At 72.7% G+C, this 15,964-nt stretch carries 15 protein-coding genes and 2 pseudogenes; 10 read left to right on the top strand and 7 right to left on the bottom strand.

Annotated features, from left to right (window positions below; translation table 11 throughout):
- Positions 1-54: 54 nt before the first annotated feature.
- The gene (locus ACIGZJ_RS34740; protein WP_396461027.1) at positions 55-699 is read left to right on the top strand and encodes a class I SAM-dependent methyltransferase; all 645 of its coding nucleotides are present in this window, start codon (positions 55-57) and stop codon (positions 697-699) included.
- Positions 700-1,461: 762 nt separating this feature from the next.
- Here ACIGZJ_RS34740 and ACIGZJ_RS34735 read toward each other — a convergent pair.
- Complete coding sequence (locus ACIGZJ_RS34735) at positions 1,462-2,040, bottom strand: TetR/AcrR family transcriptional regulator (RefSeq protein WP_396461026.1); 579 nt, start codon at positions 2,038-2,040, stop codon at positions 1,462-1,464.
- Positions 2,041-2,146: 106 nt separating this feature from the next.
- On the opposite strand from ACIGZJ_RS34735, the gene ACIGZJ_RS34730 reads away from it, so the two are divergent.
- The 4 genes from ACIGZJ_RS34730 to ACIGZJ_RS34715 all read left to right on the top strand — a co-directional run bounded on the left by ACIGZJ_RS34730 (position 2,147) and on the right by ACIGZJ_RS34715 (position 5,332).
- Positions 2,147-2,962, top strand: coding sequence for an NAD(P)H-binding protein (locus tag ACIGZJ_RS34730; protein WP_396461025.1), 816 nt, complete (start codon positions 2,147-2,149; stop codon positions 2,960-2,962).
- 39 nt (positions 2,963-3,001) lie between these two features.
- Positions 3,002-3,865, top strand: a complete 864-nt coding sequence (locus ACIGZJ_RS34725) for a haloalkane dehalogenase (protein ID WP_396461024.1) — start codon at positions 3,002-3,004, stop codon at positions 3,863-3,865.
- A gap of 63 nt (positions 3,866-3,928) precedes the next feature.
- Complete coding sequence (locus ACIGZJ_RS34720) at positions 3,929-4,474, top strand: dihydrofolate reductase family protein (RefSeq protein WP_396461023.1); 546 nt, start codon at positions 3,929-3,931, stop codon at positions 4,472-4,474.
- Between the two features lie 228 nt (positions 4,475-4,702).
- The gene (locus tag ACIGZJ_RS34715) at positions 4,703-5,332 is read left to right on the top strand and encodes a LysE family translocator (protein ID WP_396461022.1); all 630 of its coding nucleotides are present in this window, start codon (positions 4,703-4,705) and stop codon (positions 5,330-5,332) included.
- Positions 5,333-5,415: 83 nt separating this feature from the next.
- On the opposite strand, the gene ACIGZJ_RS34710 is transcribed toward ACIGZJ_RS34715, so the two are convergent.
- Together ACIGZJ_RS34710 and ACIGZJ_RS34705 are read right to left on the bottom strand one after the other, a co-directional pair.
- Positions 5,416-6,081 carry a DUF4097 family beta strand repeat-containing protein gene (locus ACIGZJ_RS34710; protein ID WP_396461021.1) on the bottom strand — a complete coding sequence of 222 codons (666 nt, stop codon included), beginning with the start codon at positions 6,079-6,081 and terminating at the stop codon, positions 5,416-5,418.
- Positions 6,082-6,266: 185 nt separating this feature from the next.
- Entirely contained in the window at positions 6,267-6,452 is a 186-nt protein-coding gene (locus tag ACIGZJ_RS34705) for a hypothetical protein (RefSeq protein ID WP_396461020.1), read from the bottom strand.
- Between the two features lie 201 nt (positions 6,453-6,653).
- On the opposite strand from ACIGZJ_RS34705, the pseudogene ACIGZJ_RS34700 reads away from it, so the two are divergent.
- The 3 genes and pseudogenes from ACIGZJ_RS34700 to ACIGZJ_RS34690 all read left to right on the top strand — a co-directional run.
- Positions 6,654-6,824: pseudogene (locus ACIGZJ_RS34700) on the top strand (ABC transporter ATP-binding protein); the annotation flags it as partial.
- A gap of 238 nt (positions 6,825-7,062) precedes the next feature.
- Entirely contained in the window at positions 7,063-8,490 is a 1,428-nt protein-coding gene (rox, locus tag ACIGZJ_RS34695) for a rifampin monooxygenase (RefSeq protein ID WP_396461047.1), read from the top strand.
- A gap of 201 nt (positions 8,491-8,691) precedes the next feature.
- Positions 8,692-10,503: a zinc-ribbon domain-containing protein gene (locus ACIGZJ_RS34690; protein WP_396461019.1), complete on the top strand. Its 1,812-nt coding sequence runs from the start codon at positions 8,692-8,694 to the stop codon at positions 10,501-10,503.
- 316 nt (positions 10,504-10,819) lie between these two features.
- On the opposite strand, the gene ACIGZJ_RS34685 is transcribed toward ACIGZJ_RS34690, so the two are convergent.
- Entirely contained in the window at positions 10,820-11,932 is a 1,113-nt protein-coding gene (locus ACIGZJ_RS34685) for a glycosyltransferase (RefSeq protein WP_396461018.1), read from the bottom strand.
- A gap of 1,031 nt (positions 11,933-12,963) precedes the next feature.
- On the opposite strand from ACIGZJ_RS34685, the gene ACIGZJ_RS34680 reads away from it, so the two are divergent.
- Positions 12,964-13,245 (top strand): hypothetical protein, encoded by a 282-nt coding sequence (locus tag ACIGZJ_RS34680; RefSeq protein WP_396461017.1) that lies wholly within the window; start codon positions 12,964-12,966, stop codon positions 13,243-13,245.
- A gap of 27 nt (positions 13,246-13,272) precedes the next feature.
- On the opposite strand, the gene ACIGZJ_RS34675 is transcribed toward ACIGZJ_RS34680, so the two are convergent.
- Positions 13,273-13,497 carry a hypothetical protein gene (locus ACIGZJ_RS34675; protein WP_396461016.1) on the bottom strand — a complete coding sequence of 75 codons (225 nt, stop codon included), beginning with the start codon at positions 13,495-13,497 and terminating at the stop codon, positions 13,273-13,275.
- A gap of 1,179 nt (positions 13,498-14,676) precedes the next feature.
- Here ACIGZJ_RS34675 and ACIGZJ_RS34670 point away from each other — a divergent pair.
- Positions 14,677-14,958 (top strand): MerR family transcriptional regulator, encoded by a 282-nt coding sequence (locus ACIGZJ_RS34670; protein WP_209415364.1) that lies wholly within the window; start codon positions 14,677-14,679, stop codon positions 14,956-14,958.
- 285 nt (positions 14,959-15,243) lie between these two features.
- On the opposite strand, the gene ACIGZJ_RS34665 is transcribed toward ACIGZJ_RS34670, so the two are convergent.
- A complete protein-coding gene (locus ACIGZJ_RS34665) occupies positions 15,244-15,624 on the bottom strand; it encodes a CBS domain-containing protein (protein WP_396461015.1) in 381 nt (126 codons plus the stop codon).
- A gap of 157 nt (positions 15,625-15,781) precedes the next feature.
- Positions 15,782-15,964 (bottom strand): annotated as a pseudogene (locus ACIGZJ_RS34660) (ATP-dependent helicase); the annotation flags it as partial.

Below are 15,964 nucleotides of genomic sequence, written 5' to 3'. Positions count from 1 at the left end.
GAGCCGGGGCCGTGCCCACCCGGCGCCGACCTGACACGCCCTACGCTGCCGGTCATGACGAGTACGGCGGAGCAGATGGCGCGGGCGTTCGACGAACTGTCGGGCGACTACGACGACGCGCACCACGACGCGATCGCGGCGGAGCTGACCGACTGGCTGGCGCCGGAGGAGGGCGAGCGGGTGGCGGATGTCGCCTGCGGCACCGGGGCGGTGGCGCTGGCCGTGGCCCGTCGGCGGAAGGCCGCGGGCCGCGGGGTACCGGTGCTGGCGGTCGACCTCTCGGCCGGGATGGTGGCGGCGGGACGGGCCCGGATGGAACGGGCCGGCCTGGCCGGGGCGATCGACTGGCGGGTCGGCCCGGCCGTGCCGCTGCCGGTCCACGACGGCGGTCTCGACCTGGCCCTGTGCGCGTCCTCGCTGCACTTCCTGGGGAGCGCCGCGCCGGCCGACTGGCTGCGTGCGGTGCGGCCGGGCGGCCGGGTCGGCTTCAGCCTGCCGGTCGCCTCGGGCTTCCGGCCGGGCGGGGTGTTCGCCGAACTGGTCGCCTCCGACCTCGTGCTGCCCGAGGACGCCGAGGGCGCGGTCCGGCTGGCCGAGGCGGCGGGGCTCACCGCCGCGGCCGCGCGGCTGCTCCGACTCGGCACCCGCGCGGTGGTGCTGGTCCGGGCCGAGGTGCCCGGCGGACCGGCGGCCCGCTGACGCCTCTGCTTTCCCGTCGGCCCCTTTCCGCGGCGATTTCCACGTTCATCCATTCGGCAATAACCCCGCCGCACCGTGCGGGCACCCAGGCGGGTCGGCGGGCGGAATTCCCGCCACCGGAATTCCGGTGAACGGCGGAGTTCGACGCCGCCCCGGCGGATCGACCCCCGTCACCCCCGTCACCCCGGGCGTCCGGCCGTTCCGGAGGCACGGCAGCCAGGCTGACGGCTGGTCATCGCGTTCACCTGCAGGCCATTGCAAGGACCCGCCGACCCGGGTTGCATTCATCGACATTTCCATTGCAACAATCCGGCGGGATATGGCCGGTTTGACACCGAAATGCGGCATCGTTTCGATTGACCCTGCCCGGCGCGCGACATAGTTTTCCCTTCCCGGGAGGAATACGGCCCGACCGGGGGCGAATTCGCCCCCGCAGCACCGGACCGCCCCACGCCGAGACCCGCGCCGATTCCCGGCCCGGGATCCGCGCCGGGAAACGGTCGGCCACACCGATCCAGCGGCACCACGGACCACCCGGACACCCCGGACACCCCGAGCGAAGGAAACGGCCGAACACCATGGGAAAGCCCCTCCACCGTGCACACCCGCCCCCCGACGGCGCCCCCGCCGTACCGTCGACCCCCGGCCGCCGGCCGCCGGGCACGGGCCACCGGACGTAGGCCGCGACCCCCGCCGGACGCGCGGCCGCGGCCGCGGTGACCCGCTCCGGCCTGCGGCCCGACGGGGGCACCCGGGGCGGCGTCAGGCCAGCGAGTCGATCCAGCGCTCCAGCCGGCGCCCCTCGACGGCCATCAGCTCGGGCTCGCGCAGGGTGTTGGTGAGCAGCGAGATCCCCTGGTACGCGGCCACCAGCGCGACCGCGAGTTCGCGGGAGTCCTCGCGGCCCATCGCCTCGAACTGGCCCTCCGCCCAGTCGATGAGCTGCCGCATGACCTTGGCGATGGACTCGTCGAGGCCGTCGGCCCGCTTGTCGAGCTCCGAGGCGAGGCTCCCGGTGGGGCAGCCGTACCGGGCGGTGAGCTCGCGCTGCCCGACCCAGCCCGCCAGGAGCGCCTTCAGCCTCTCCTGGGGGGTGGGGAGCGCGTCGAGCGTTTCGATCATCGTCTGGAGACCCTGCCCGTGCGCGGCGATCGCCGCCTCGACCAGCTCGTTCTTGGTCTTGAAGTAGTAGTAGACGTTGCCGACCGGGACGTCCGCCGCCTGGGCGATGTCGGCCAGCGTGGTCTGTTCGACGCCCTTCTCGTGCAGCACCTGCGCCGCGGCGGCCGCCAGCCGCTCCCGCTTGCCCGACGATCGCCGGGAACTCCTTGAGTCAGTCACCTGACTGACTGTAGACGCCTGACGCGGTGTCGGCTACTGTTCCGAGTGAGTCAGCCAACTAACTCACTCCGCTGGCCCATCGACGGCCTTACCCATGGGGGTTCTTGTGATTGTTGTGACGGGTGCGACCGGAAACGTCGGCCAGGAGCTCGTGCGGCACCTCCTCGGAGCCGGTGAGCAGGTGACCGCCGTGTCCCGGCGGTCCGGCCGACTCCCGGACGGCGTACGGCACTTCGCGGCGGACCTCGCCGACCCGAAGAGCCTGGACGCCGCCCTCGACGGGGCCGAGGCGCTGTTCCTGCTCGTCGCCGGCGACGACCCGGCGGGCGTACTCGACCTCGCCGCGGCGCGCGGGGTGCGGCGGGTGGTCCTGCTCTCCTCGCAGGGCGCCGGGACGCGGCCGGAGGTCTACGGCCACCCCGCGGCGTTCGAGGACGCGGTGCGCCGCTCGGGTCTGGAGTGGACCATCCTGCGCTCCGGCGGCCTGAACTCGAACGCCTTCGCCTGGGCCGAGTCGATCCGGGCGCAGCGGACGGCCGCCGCGCCGTTCGGCGAGGTCGGGCTGCCCACCGTCGACCCGGCGGACGTCGCGGCGGTCGCGGCCGCGGTCCTGCGCGAGGACGGCCACGCGGGCCGGACGTACGAGCTCACCGGACCGGCGCCGGTCACGCCGCGCGAGCGGGCCGAGGCGATCGGCGAGGCGCTGGGCGCCCCGGTGCGGTTCGTCGAGCAGACCCGCGCCGAGGCCCGCGCGCAGATGCTGTCCTTCATGCCCGAGCCGGTGGTGGAGGGCACCCTCGCGATCCTCGGCGAGCCGCTGCCCGCCGAGCAGGCGGTCAGCCCCGACGTCGAGCACGTGCTCGGCCGGGCACCGCGGAGCTTCGCCCGGTGGGCCGCCCGCACCGCCCCCGCGTTCCGCTGAACCCCCCACCCCGTCAGCACACTTGAGAGGAAGGCCGTCGTGCCCGTCCAGCCCGTACTCGACTCCGTCATGTTCCACCGGGAGGTCGGCGCCGGCGCGCCGATGGTCTTCCTGCACGGCAACCCCACCTCCTCCCACCTGTGGCGGGACGTCCTCCCGGCGGTCGGCGCACCGGGGCGGCTGCTGGCCCCGGACCTGATCGGGATGGGCGAGTCCGGCAAGCCCGACCTCGCCTACACCTTCGCCGACCACGCCCGTTACCTGGACGCCTGGTTCGACGCGCTCGGCCTGGAGGACGTGGTGCTGGTCGGCCACGACTGGGGCGGCGCCCTGGCCTTCGACTGGGCCGCCCGGCACCCCGGGCGGGTTCGCGGCCTCGTGTTCACCGAGACCATCGTCAAGCCGATGGCCTGGGCGGAGTTCCCCGAGGGCGGCCGGGAGCTGTTCCGGTCGATCAGGACGCCCGGGGTGGGCGAGGCCATGATCCTCGACGACAACGCCTTCATCGAGCAGGCGCTGCCCGGCTCGGTCGCCACCCCCCTCTCCCCCGCCGACCTGGACGTCTACCGCCGCCCCTACCCCACCCGGGAGAGCCGCCGACCGCTGCTGCAGTGGCCGCGGTCGATGCCGCTCGAAGGCGAGCCCGCCGACGTGGTGGCCAGGATCCAGGCCTACGACCGCTGGTTGGCGACCAGTCCGGACGTCCCCAAACTGCTGCTCGCCTTCGCGCCCGGACCCGGCGCCATGATGGGCCCGGAGATCGTCGACTGGTGTGCGGAGAACATCGCCGGCCTGGAGATCGAGCGCAGCGACGCCCCGGCCGGACACCACACGCCGGAGGACCAGCCCCTCGCGATCGCCGCCGCCGTCGCCGTCTGGGCCGACCGCCACAAGCTCCGCTGAGCCCCCTCACCCGACGGTGTTCGGCGGGACCGGAAAGCACCACCCACGACTCGGAGGATTCGCATGACCGCACAACGCAGGATCGTGACCGGCCTGTTCATCTCGTTGGACGGCGTCGTGGAGGCGCCGGAGACCTGGCACTTCCCGTACCTGAACGACGAGATGGGCGCCGCGATCGGCGAGATGTACGGCGCGGCGGACACGCTGCTGCTCGGCCGGACGACCTACGAGGCGTTCGCCGCCGTCTGGCCGCACCGGAGCGGCGAGCTGGCCGACGCCATCAACGGCATCCGCAAGCTGGTCGCCTCCACCACCCTGACCGCCACCGACTGGAACAACTCGGCCGTCATCGAGGGCGATGTCGTCACCGCGCTCAAGGAGCTCAAGCAGCAGCCGGGCGGGACCATCAACCTGACCGGCAGCATCGGTCTGACCCGCACCCTGCTGGAGGCGGGGCTCGTCGACGAACTGCGGCTGCTCGTCCACCCGGTCGTGCTGGGCACCGGCCTGCGGCTGTTCCCCGAGGGCTCCGCGCGGGTGCCGCTGAAGCTCACCGGCTCGACCGCCTTCTCCACCGGCGTGCTGGACCTGACCTACCAGCCCGCCTGACCGTACGGGGCCGGCCCGCCGTGCGCGTGCGGCGGGCCCGGCCTGCTCCGTGCTCCCCCGCAGGCCCCGGTGGATCGGCGCCGGCTCCGACCGCGGCGGCCGGCCGACGGGCGTCAGCCGCACAGTGCGGCTGTCCCGGGTGGACGGAAGCAGGCCCGCGGACGGGGGGCGCCCCCGTCCCGCGAAATCCGGTTGCCCGTCGACCACCGGGAGAAAAGGATGCCGCTCATGATCGACACACCGCTGTACCTGACCTTCGTGATCGCCGCCCTCGCCCTGTGCGTCACCCCGGGGCCGGACATGATGTTCGTGGTGGCCATGGGCGGCCGCGGCGGCCCGGTCTCGGGGGTGATGGCCGCCCTGGGGGTGGCCTTCGGGGCGATGGTGCACGCCCTGGCCGCGATGCTGGGGCTGTCGTCCCTGTTCGCCCACCTGCCGGTGCTGTACGAGGTGCTGCGCTGGGCGGGTGCGAGCTACCTGGTCTACCTGGCCGTCCAGGCGCTCCGCGACCGGTCGTCGCTGGTCGGGGGTGACGACGGGCCGGCTCCGGCCGGCCGGCTGCGCGCCTTCGCCAAGGGCGCCGTCACCAACCTGCTCAACCCCAAGGTGATCATGTTCAACATCGCGTTCCTGCCGCAGTTCGTGAACCCCGACCGGGGCAGCGTGACGGGCCAGCTCCTGGTCCTCGGCCTCACCCTGGTGGTCGTCGGCCTGGCCGTCGACGCCACGGTGGGCGTGCTGTCCGGCAGGCTGGCGGCGCTGCTGCGCAACAGCCGCCGGGTCGCCCGCGGCCTCGACGTCTTCAGCGGCGCGGCCTTCGGCGCCCTGGCGGTCCGGCTGGTCACCGCCTCGGACTAGCTTCTGTCCGGGCCTGCCCGGCCGGTGGCGCCCAGGGCGCCCCGGCCGGCAGGGGGCGGCAGGGGGCGGCAGGGGGCGGCCGATCAGAGGCTGCGGGCGGTGATGTCGCCGTAGGCCGTGGTCGCGTGGATGACCAGGTCGGCGGCGCCGCCGGTGTTCCGGAGCGCGTTGTGGATCCGGCCGTACGAGGTGCCGGCGTCCAGGGAGGCGCAGGCGCCCTGGGCCGCGCCGACCGCGATCTCGCCGGAGTCGGTGCGCAGCGTGACGGTGCCGCGGACGGCCTCGGCGATCCTGATGTCGCCCTTCCGGGTGCCGATCTCCGCGGGGCCGCCGAGGCGGCCGACCGAGACGTCGCCGGCGAGGAGGGTGACGCGGGCGCTCGCGGCCTCGTCGAGCGCGACCGACCCGTGCGAGAGCTCCAGCAAGACGTCGCCGAGCCGCCCCTCGCCCCGGAGTTCGGCGCTGGCCGCCTTCGCCTCGATCCGGGAGCCGGCGGGCAGCCGGACCGTCACCTCGACGGATCCGGAGGCGCCGAGGACCTGGTTCCTCTCCGGGGCCTCGATCCGCAGCACGCCGTCGCGGTACTCGACCGCGGTCTGCTCGGCCGCCTTCACGTCGCGGCCCTTGCCGGCGTCCGCCGGCAGCACCTCGACCACGGTGTCGGCGCGGTCGGCGGCGATGAACCGGATGCGCCCCGCGGGGATGTCGAGGACGGCGGCGATCGGGGCGGTGGTGTCGAACTTCTGCATTGTTCCGTCCTTCGCTTCGTTGTTTCTTACATCGCAAACGCTACGTTGCCTTCACTGTTTATGGCAACATCACCGTTGCGGAAAATCTGCATCACTGCAGCTCAAAGCGCAATTATCGTTGCAATAGATGGCAATTCAACGCAACGGACCTACCTCAGGCCGTTGCATTGCAATGGAGCCGAACGCTACGCGGCAGGCCTCGGGGAGGCGTGCCGGAGCATCAGGACGTCCGGGGCCGCGTCGTCGCGGGCGAGACCCGTGAACTCCTCGACTGTCAGCACCTCCCGGCATCCGGGGTGCGTGGTGAGGAAGCGACAGGAGGCGAGCGGGTCCGCGACGATCCGCGCCATGGTGGAAGCGAGGGCGTTCACCGCGGTCGGCACCCCCCGGCTCCGGGAACGGACATCTCGGTGTTGCTCCTCTTCTGCGTGCTCCGGGGACGGATCAAGCATTCCGCCACCGTGATCACCGGAACAACGGCCGAGCACGCAACGGTCGTTAACCCCCCGGTTGACGAACCCCGTTGACGAACCCCCAGGCCAGGGGCCCGGGCCGCGGCCGCTCGTCCCGGCGCCCGGGCGCTGATCACCCGCCCGGCCGTGCTGCTGGCCGACGAGCCGACCGGCGCGCTGGACACCGGGAGCGGCCGCGAGGTCCTCGCCCTGCTGCGCACCATGGCCGACGACCCCGGCCGGGCCGTGGTCATGGTCACCCACGACCCGATCGCCGCCTCCTACGCCGACGAGTACCAGCTCGACCTGCCCGCCGACCGACCACTCCCCCCAGGCCGGCGTACGGGCGGTGGTGGCCTCGGCCAGCCCGTGAACACCGGGCCCGGTGAAGAAGCCCCCGCGTCGTCCAGGTCGGACGCCGATGCGTCGGCCGTGTTCAGGAGCCACAAGGATGACAGTAAAGATGACAGTGACGACATGCCCGAGTTGATGGCTTGCGAAGCCAGGACCTGCGGAAATGGGACTTGTGATGATTGACGTGATCGTGGTCGGCGCAGGACCAACCGGTCTGATGCTGGCCGGCGAGTTGCGGCTGCACGGGGTGCAGGTGCTCGTGCTGGAGAAGGAGGCGGAGCCGACCCGGCAGTCCCGCGCGCAGGGGCTGCACGTGCGCAGCCTGGAGGTCGTGGATCAGCGCGGTCTGCTGGAGCGGTTTCTGGCGATCGGCCGGCAGGTCACGGCCGGTGGCTTCTTCGCCGGTCTCGGCACGGCGTGGCCGGAGCGGATGGACACGGCCCACTCGTATGTCCTGGCGATCCCGCAGCAGGTCACCGAGCGCCTGCTGACCGAGCACGCCATCGAGGTCGGTGCCGGGATCCGGCGCGGCTGCGAGGTGGTCGGGCTGAGCCAGGACGACCAGGGGGTGGGCGTCGAGCTGGCCGACGGCACGGCGCTGCGTGCGCGTTTCGTCGTCGGCTGCGACGGCGGCCGCAGCGCGGTGCGCAAGCTGATCGGTGTCGGCTTCCCCGGTGAACCCTCCAGGGTCGAGACGCTGCTGGGCGAGATGGAGCTGACCACACCGCCGGACGATCTGGCCGCCGTGATGGCGGAGGTCCGCAAGACCCAGCAGCGGTTCGGCGCCATGCCGCTCGGGGACGGCGTGTACCGGGTCATCGTGCCCGCCGAGGGAGTGGCCGGGGACCGCAGGGCCACGCCGACCCTGGAGGAGTTCAGGCAGCAGCTCCGGGCGACCGCCGGCACCGACCTCGGCGCGCACTCACCGCGCTGGCTCTCCCGCTTCGGCGACGCCACCCGGCAGGCCGAGCGCTACCGCGTCGACCGGGTCTTCCTCGCCGGCGACGCGGCGCACATCCACCCGCCCACCGGCGGGCAGGGGCTCAACCTCGGTATCCAGGACGCCTTCAACCTCGGCTGGAAGCTGGCCGCCGAGGTCGCGGGCTGGGCCCCGGAGGCACTGCTCGACAGCTACCACGCCGAACGGCACCCGGTGGCCGCCGCCGTGCTGGACAACACCCGCGCGCAGATCCAGCTGATGTCGACCGAGCCGGGACCGCAGTCGGTGCGCCGCCTGCTGGCGGAGCTGATGGACATCGAGGAGGTGAACCGGTACCTGATCGAGAAGATCACCGCCATCGCGGTCCGCTACGACTTCGGCGAGGGCCACGAACTGCTCGGTCGACGGATGCGCGACCTTCAGCTGACGCACGGTCGCCTTTACGAGCGGATGCACACCGGCCGGGGGCTCCTGCTCGACCAGACCGGCCGGCTCTCGGTCGCCGGCTGGGAGGGCCGGGTCGACCACGTCGTCGACGTCAGCGGGGAGCTCGACGTGCCCGCCGTACTGCTGCGGCCGGACGGCCACGTGGCATGGGTCGGCGAGGACCAGCAGGCACTCCTCGGGCGGCTGTCCGCGTGGTTCGGCACCGCGGCCGGCTGAGCCCGCGGATCCGGCGTCGGTGTCCCCGGGTCCGGCTGTGGGACTGCAACGGCACCGACGCCCAGCGGTGGGTCCGGTACGAGGGCAACGTCCTGATCAACCCGCAGTCCGACAGGCGCCTGTCGGCGGGCCTGGAGCCGGACCGCCCTGGGCGACTTCGCCCAGGGCGGTCCCCCAGGGGCGGCATGGGAGAATCCGCAGGTGAGTCCCATATCGCCGCAGAAGACGGTCCAGCTGTGTGCGGATCCCGGCTGTTCCCAGCCGACCGCGTACCGCACACGCTCGCGCGACGCCTGGTGCGACGGCCACATCACGGAGATCCTCCGTACCGGCGGCGTGGAACCGCTGGAGCCGTTCACGAAGCCGACGGCGTGGCGTCTGACCCGGTGTCTGACCTGCGGGTGCGAGGCTCACTACCGGTTCGAGTACACGCTCGCCAACAACGCGGTGGGCGAGGTGACGTGCCGGGCCTGCTTCTGGCGGCAGTGGGCACAGGAAGCCCGCCGGTCCCGGGGCGCCCACGCGGACCTGGCTCCCGTCCCGGCGGCGGAGGCACGGCAACACGCGGAGAACAACGGTTACGACTACCTGGCGCCGCTGACCGCGCCGTCCCTCGGCGACGATCCTCACCACGTCCGCTGCCGGCACTGCGGGCGCCTGAGCGCCGAGCGGCTGGGGGACATCGCGTTCGGCTGCCGGTGCCAGACCAACCCGAGTCGCGCCCGGCAGACGCCCAACGCCCCCGGCGAGAAGCAGCGGGCCCTGCTCAAGGACTCCGGGCTGCCCGTCCTCGACTGGTGGGACCACGAGGCCAACGGCGTCGCGCAGTGGGAGACCGTCACCGTCACGGCCCTCCGGGAGGTGGCCTGGCGCTGCCCCGACTGCGGCCAACGGTTCACCGCTCGGGTCAGCCACATGCTGCACAGCCGGCAGTGCCCCGCCTGCGAACCGAAGCGCCGCGCCGAGCGGGAGGCCGACGACGAGCGCCTCCAGGCGACGCCGGTCGCCGACATACCCGAGCTCCTCGAAGCCTGGGCCGACGACGAGGACCCCCGCACCGTGTTCGTGGCCGGCGACCTCACGCTGCGCCGGTTCCGCTGCCCGCGGGGGCACCACCCCCGGGTGTCGCCGCACACCTACCTGCACTCGGGCTGCCCGTCCTGCCGGGGCCACCGGACACGCACCACCCGGCTGGAGGCCGCCGGAGCCGATCCCGCTCCCTTCAGGGGCAGTCCGGAGATCGCCTCCCAGTGGCACCCGACCCTCAACGGCCGCCTCAGCCTCGCCAAGATCTCCCCCCGCTCCCGCAGGACCGTGTGGTGGCAGGACCCCGGCTGCGGCCACGAGTGGCAGGACACCCCGGAGCAACGGGACAAGGGGCAGCGACTGCGGTGCCCCCTGTGCCGCACGATCCTCGACTCGCTCGCCTTCCACTTCCCGGACCTCGCCGCCGAGTGGTCGCCCGCGAACCCCGTCTCCGCCTGGCAGGTGCGTCCGACCGCCCAGACGCCGTTCGTTCCGGCCTGGGTGTGCTCCACGGCCCCCGAGCACGTGTGGCAGGCGCCCCTTCCCTCCCGCGCCAACGGCAGCGGATGCCCCGAGTGCCGGGAACACGGCAAGTCGCGGGTGGAGCTGAGCCATCACGAGGCCGCGGAACGCGCCTTCGGCACGGCCTCCTCCGGCCAGACCGTCCGCCATGACGCGTTCGTCCGACGCGGCACCTGGTCCGTCGACATCACCGTCGACCTCCCTGGCGGCCGCAAGCTCGCCGTCGAGTACGACGGCTCCTACTGGCACGCGGACAAACGCGACCTCGACATGGAGAAGTCCCGCGACCTCCTCGCCGCCGGGTACCTCGTCGCCCGGCTTCGCGAACACCCCCTGCCTGCGTTGCCCATCGACGATCCCGGCTACGCCGAGTTCGTGGTCCACTCCGCTGCATCCGACCCGGACGGCGTGATCGAGCGGGTGAAACAGTGGGCGTCCGGCCACCGGTCACAGGACGTGCCGTAACGGCCGTGCGAGCTGGGCCGAGCCCCCGCCCGGCCACGGCCACGAGCACGGCGACCACCTCCCCGAGACCGACAGCAACGCGGCCCGGCTGCCGCCCTTCGTCGGCCTCGCCGCACTGGTTGCCCTCACGGCGGGCACGCTCCTGTTCCTGAGGAGCCGCCGCACCCGCTGAACTCCGTGACCGCACGGCCTTGTGCTGCCGGGCTGCGCCGCACGTGCCGCGCCCCTCGCCAGGCGCCTCCCGTGACCGAACGCTCGTCACCCGCTCAGGATGCACCGCTCAGGATGCACCGCTCAAGGCCGTGCAGCCTGCGGGTCAGGAGAGCAGCGACTCGAAGTTCGCGACGAGCTCGGCCGGGGACGGCAGGGCCCGGATCTCCGCCCGGATGGTGCCCGCCGACTTCCGCAGCGCCTCGTCGGTGAGCAGCCGGTCGAGCAGGTCCGCGTCCACGGCGTCCGTCGTCGACCGCAGCGCGAAGCCGTACGCCTCCGCGGCTGCGGTGTTGATGAAGTGGTCCGCCCCGTGAGGAAGGATCAGCTGCGGGATGCCCACCGCGGCGGCGGTCATCATGGTGCCCGAGCCACCGTGGTGCACCACCGCGTCGCAGGCGTCCAGAAGCTGGGCGAGCGGCACCCACGGCACGGGCCGGACGTTGGCCGGGAGCCCGCCCAGCGGCGCCAGGTCCGTGCCACCGACCGCGAGCAGTATCTCCGCGTCGAGGCCGCCCGCCTGCTCCAGCAGGCGCTTGAGGGGCGCGATCCCCTCCCACTCGGGGACGACCGTGCCGAGCGTCACCGCGATCCGCCGACGCGCGCCCCGCCCGACCAGGTCCGCCGGCACCGTCCCGCCCCCGTTGAACGGCACGTACCGGACGCGCCAGCCGCCACCGTCCCCGCCGAGCGAGGCCGGAACGACGTCCAGGACGGTGGACTCGGCGGGGCCTTCCAATCCGTGGGCACGGTACTCGTCCGCGAGCAGCCCGGCCAGGAGGCCGGCCGTCCCGCCGGTCGACACGCCGAAGTTGTGCACCACCGCGGGTATGCCGAGCTTGGCGGCCACCAGCGGCGCGGCGGCCTGGAACGGGGCGTACACCAGGACGTCCGGCCGCCACCCTGAGGCCACCGCCAGCAGCCCCTCGATGGTCACCCGGCCGTGCTGGGCGAAGCCGCGCGCGCCCAGCGCCATCGTCTCAGCGTCCGACCGCTCGCCGTCCGCGAACTGAACGTCGGGGAGGACCCGGGCGAAGGCCTCGCGGAGGTCGGTCCCGTCGCCCACGTCGACGGCGGGCAGCCCGGTGCTCCGGAGCTGGTCGATCGGCGTCTGTCCGGCGAACAGCACGTCGTGGCCGACCGCCCGCAGCGCCTGCGCGACGGGTACCAGCGGGAAGATGTGGCCGACCGACGCCGGGGCGGTGAAAAGAACGCGCACGGTGGTGCTCCCTCGTAACGGAGTTCGTTGGTGCGAAAACGTATCCCCGCACGAAGAATTCATTCCTGGGCTGAAGACACAGGAACGACACCGCTGGTCACGCCGACATCTGTTCCATCGACCGTGACGTCGACGGCCTGCGCCCGGTGTGCGCGTGGTACGGCAACCTCCCGGCGAACGGCTGCTCTTGAGTGAGTGTCACGATGAGCATCCGCCTGGCGACGGCTGACCGTCCCGGGATCCGGCGGCACGCGGGACAGCCGTTCAGGTCCACGTCCCGGGCCGCGCCGGCAGGGATGGTGTTCATGCGACTTTCCCGGCGGGCCATTGCGACCGGGAAGGGGGCGGCTGGGCTTTCGGCCTGCCAGTCCCGGGAGCAGCTCCTCAGGGCCTACCCCGAAGGTGCCGGTCCCCAGCTGGTCCCCGGCAAGATCATTTATGGGCGTTCGCGAGCGGCTCATTTCACTGACGGCGCATCACGCAAAAGCCCGCCGACCTGGGCTTTCACCCGGCCAACGGCCTTTCCGACATCACTGTCGGGACGACAGGATTTGAACCTGCGATCCCTTGACCCCCAGCCCGGCTATAGCCATCGCCGCACGTCAGGCGGGCAGACAGCCCGCGCTGTTCGTTCCGCGAAAGGCGACTCAGAGGCAATGGTGAGCAACGCGTGGTCCCCGGCAAGTCCCCACCGGTCCCCCTTCCGCTGCACCCCTCAGCCACACTCCGTGGGCAACCGCATACAAGGAAGTGGCTCGGGGTACTCAGTTCTCGAACCGTGCAAGAAGGTCCACCCCCGCGAGATCACCATCACGGCCAAGGCCGAACGCGAGGCCATCACCGCCTGACCCCGGGGTGCGGCCGGGACCCTCTTCCTCCGCACACCGGGCCTTGGTGCGCCGCCCCGGGGCGCCCCTCAGTGACACCGATGAACGCCACCTCGGCGCGGCGAGCCGCGCGCGGGGTGGACGCCGGCCACCCCGCGCCCCGGTGCGGTCGCGTTCGCGGCCGGGCGCGCGCACGGTTGCCCCATGGGCATCGTGGTTCCGCTGGAACTGGTCGAGCCGCTGGACACCCTCGCCCTGGGGATCGGCGACGACCAGGTCGATGCCATGTCGGTGCGGCGGGTACACGCCGCACCATCAGAGCCGAAGGCCACCGGCGGCCCGGGGGCGCTGACCGCATGCGGAATGGACACCTCGTCCATGGTGGTCGACCGGTGGAGCCCGCAGCGGCCCGGACAGGGCAGGTGTCCGCCGCGCTGGGCCGGGTACGCCTGCCCGACCTGCAACGCCGCCGCCCGCGCCTTCTGATCCGGGAGCGCGGCGGGCCGGCTCGGCCTAACGGGTTCCCGGCGGGCGGTCGCCGTGCTTCCCGGTGGTGTCGATGGCGTCGCGCAGGGCGGGCAGGTCGGTGAGGGCGACCTGCTCGGCGAAGCGGGCCAGCAGCCGGCGCAGGACCCGCTCGTCGCGGTCGCGGACAGCTTCGGCGATGGCCGCCGCCAGCGACACCTGGGTATCGGGGTCGGGGGTGCGCACCTGCCGCGCGGCCTGCTGCCCTTCCACCGCTCGCCTCCCGTTCGTTCGTCGTCGTGGCCGCCGGACGCGGCGTCCTCCGTCCTGGCGCCGCTGCGGCGACCGGCCGCCCCGCCTCGTGCGGGGCGAAGACTACCTCGCCGACCGACACCGCAAAATCTATGCCCGTCGGAGTAGACATTGCCGCACGCCGTGGTTAGTGTTTCTCTCGTAGACGAGGTCAAGCGGTACCCGCCAGACACGAACTGGCGGGCAGCAGGAAAGAAGTTCGCAGGTCGGCACGGTTGCAGGGCCCTGAAGCCAGGGATGGTGCAGTAAGGCGACAGGACCGGTGGCCGGGCCGGGCGGCCCGCAGGTATCAGGGGCCGCCGCCCAGCAGTACCGCGGTTCAGCAGGACACGCCGCGCAGGTGGGCGTGAAGCAGGTGACGCAAAAGACGGCGCGGTAGCGGAGTCCCGGAGCCACAGCAGGTGCTTGACGGCGACGTGACTGGCGACCGGGCCGGGCGGCCCGCAGGTATCAGGGGCCACCACCCAGCAGTACCGCAGTTCGGTAAGTGCATTACCAGCAGGTCAAGTTGAGTTGCGCAGTACCAGCAGTCGCAGTACGCGGTATCCCAGTGAAGGCGCCCAAGACTGCGGGCGCGCGTGCTGGGAGTCCGGTAGTGGGGTTCCAAGCCGAGCGGTTGAGCAGGACGGGCGACGGGGCTGGCTGCCGGAACCGGCGGACCACCAGGACCGCCACAGCAGCACCGGGTAGTTGGCACTACCACGCAGTTCGCAGTACCAGCAGCACCGCAGTTCCGAGCAGGTCGCAGTACCCGGTAGTGGAAGTACCCGCAGTTCGCAGCAATCGGCCAGTACAGAGGATGAACGGAGGGGACAGAGCGCCATCAGGATCGCCCGGCCCGTGAGGCATCACCCGGGCGGATTCCGAAGACCCCAAGGCAAGGACGGTGGTTTCCGGTCACGCATACGCGATCCCCGCTCGCCCCCTCCCCCGGGGCGAGGCGGACATGAGGAAGTCGGCCACAGGCCGGCAGATGGTGTAAAACCCTTCGGGGCCCCGGGAGCCGAAACGGCCCCGGGGCCCCTCAGCGCGTCCCCGGACACAACAACAAGAAGAGGTGCAGTGACCACGGCAACCATCCGACCCCACACCCCCGACGCCGTCAGCTCGTTCGACGATGACGACTACCCCGCCTACACCATGGGCCGCGCCGCCGAGATGACCGGCACCACCCCCGGCTTCCTGCGCTCGCTCGGCGAGCAGGGCCTCATCACCCCCCTGCGCTCCGACGGCGGTCACCGCCGCTACTCCCGTTACCAGCTTCGGATCGCGATGCGCGCCCGCGACCTCGTCGACCAGGGCACCGCCATCGACGCCGCCTGCCGCATCATCATCCTCGAAGACCAACTCGAGGAAGCCCTGCGCATCAACGAGCAGCTCCGCCGCTCCCAACACGGCCAGGAACCCTCCGCCGACACCTGACCCAGCCATCCAGGCCGACGAAACCGGCCCGCGGTGAGCAGCAGGTGCTCACCGCAGGCCGCCCGGGACACGAGCCCCTCGGGTTCCGGTTCGCCGGCCGACCGTTCTCCACCGGCCCGGCCGCCCGAGTTCCTGCGTCACCGGCGCGGACCACGCAGACCGCGTCCGCGCAGGGGATTTCGGGTTCGTGTGAGGCCGCACCGGCCCGGCACATCCGCTGGTAGGGGCGAAGCGCGCTGCGGGCGATACCGCGATGGCCGGCGCGTCGGCGCCGACGCGCCGGGCCTAGAAGCTGAGCAGGCCGATGGCGTGGCCGTCGTGGTCCACCACCGGCCACACGGCCAGGCCGCGGGAACGCATGGCGGCGGCCGCAGTGGCGGCGGGCATGTCGGCGGTGGCGAACGGGGCCCGGTCGAGGACGATGTCGCGCACCGGGGTGCGCTCGGTGGACCGGGAGCGGGTCTGGAACGGCGCCAGGTGCAGGCGGGTCAGCAACCCCGCGCAGCGGCCGTCGTCGTCGCGGACCAGGAGGTGGTCGGCACCGGAGCTCTGCAGGATGTCCATCGCCATGTCGACCATGACGTCGTCGCTGATCTGCAGCTCCGGGCAATTCATGAGGTCGCCGACCGTGGCGGTGGTCGCGGGGCGTTCGAGGGTGATCGTCATGGGCAGAATCCTTCGCGTATCCACCGCCGGGACCGGCGGTAGTCAGGGCTGGCGGTGGAACGACCGGCGGGTGCGCCGGAGCGGGCCGAGACTGCTCTGCGCTTGGTGGGTGGTGGGAGCCCGGACTGCGGCGGCAGTCCGGGCCCCCACGTACGCGCTAGGCGGCGAGGGCGACGCGGCGGGGTGCCCGGCGACGGCCGGAGGAGCCCTGGTTGTCGCGGCCTGTGGCGGTTGCGCGGGCGCCGGCTCCCGCGTAGGCGGGGCGGCTGCGGCGGCCGCGGCTCGTGGACGCGCTGCGGCGGGGGCGTTCGACGACGGGGGCCGCGATCACGGTGGGGAT

Origin of the sequence: Kitasatospora sp. NPDC052868 (assembly GCF_044547105.1) — a bacterium.
In the GTDB taxonomy this organism is placed as follows: Bacteria; Actinomycetota; Actinomycetes; order Streptomycetales; family Streptomycetaceae; genus Kitasatospora.
This window is presented reverse-complemented; position numbering and strand designations above follow the sequence as displayed.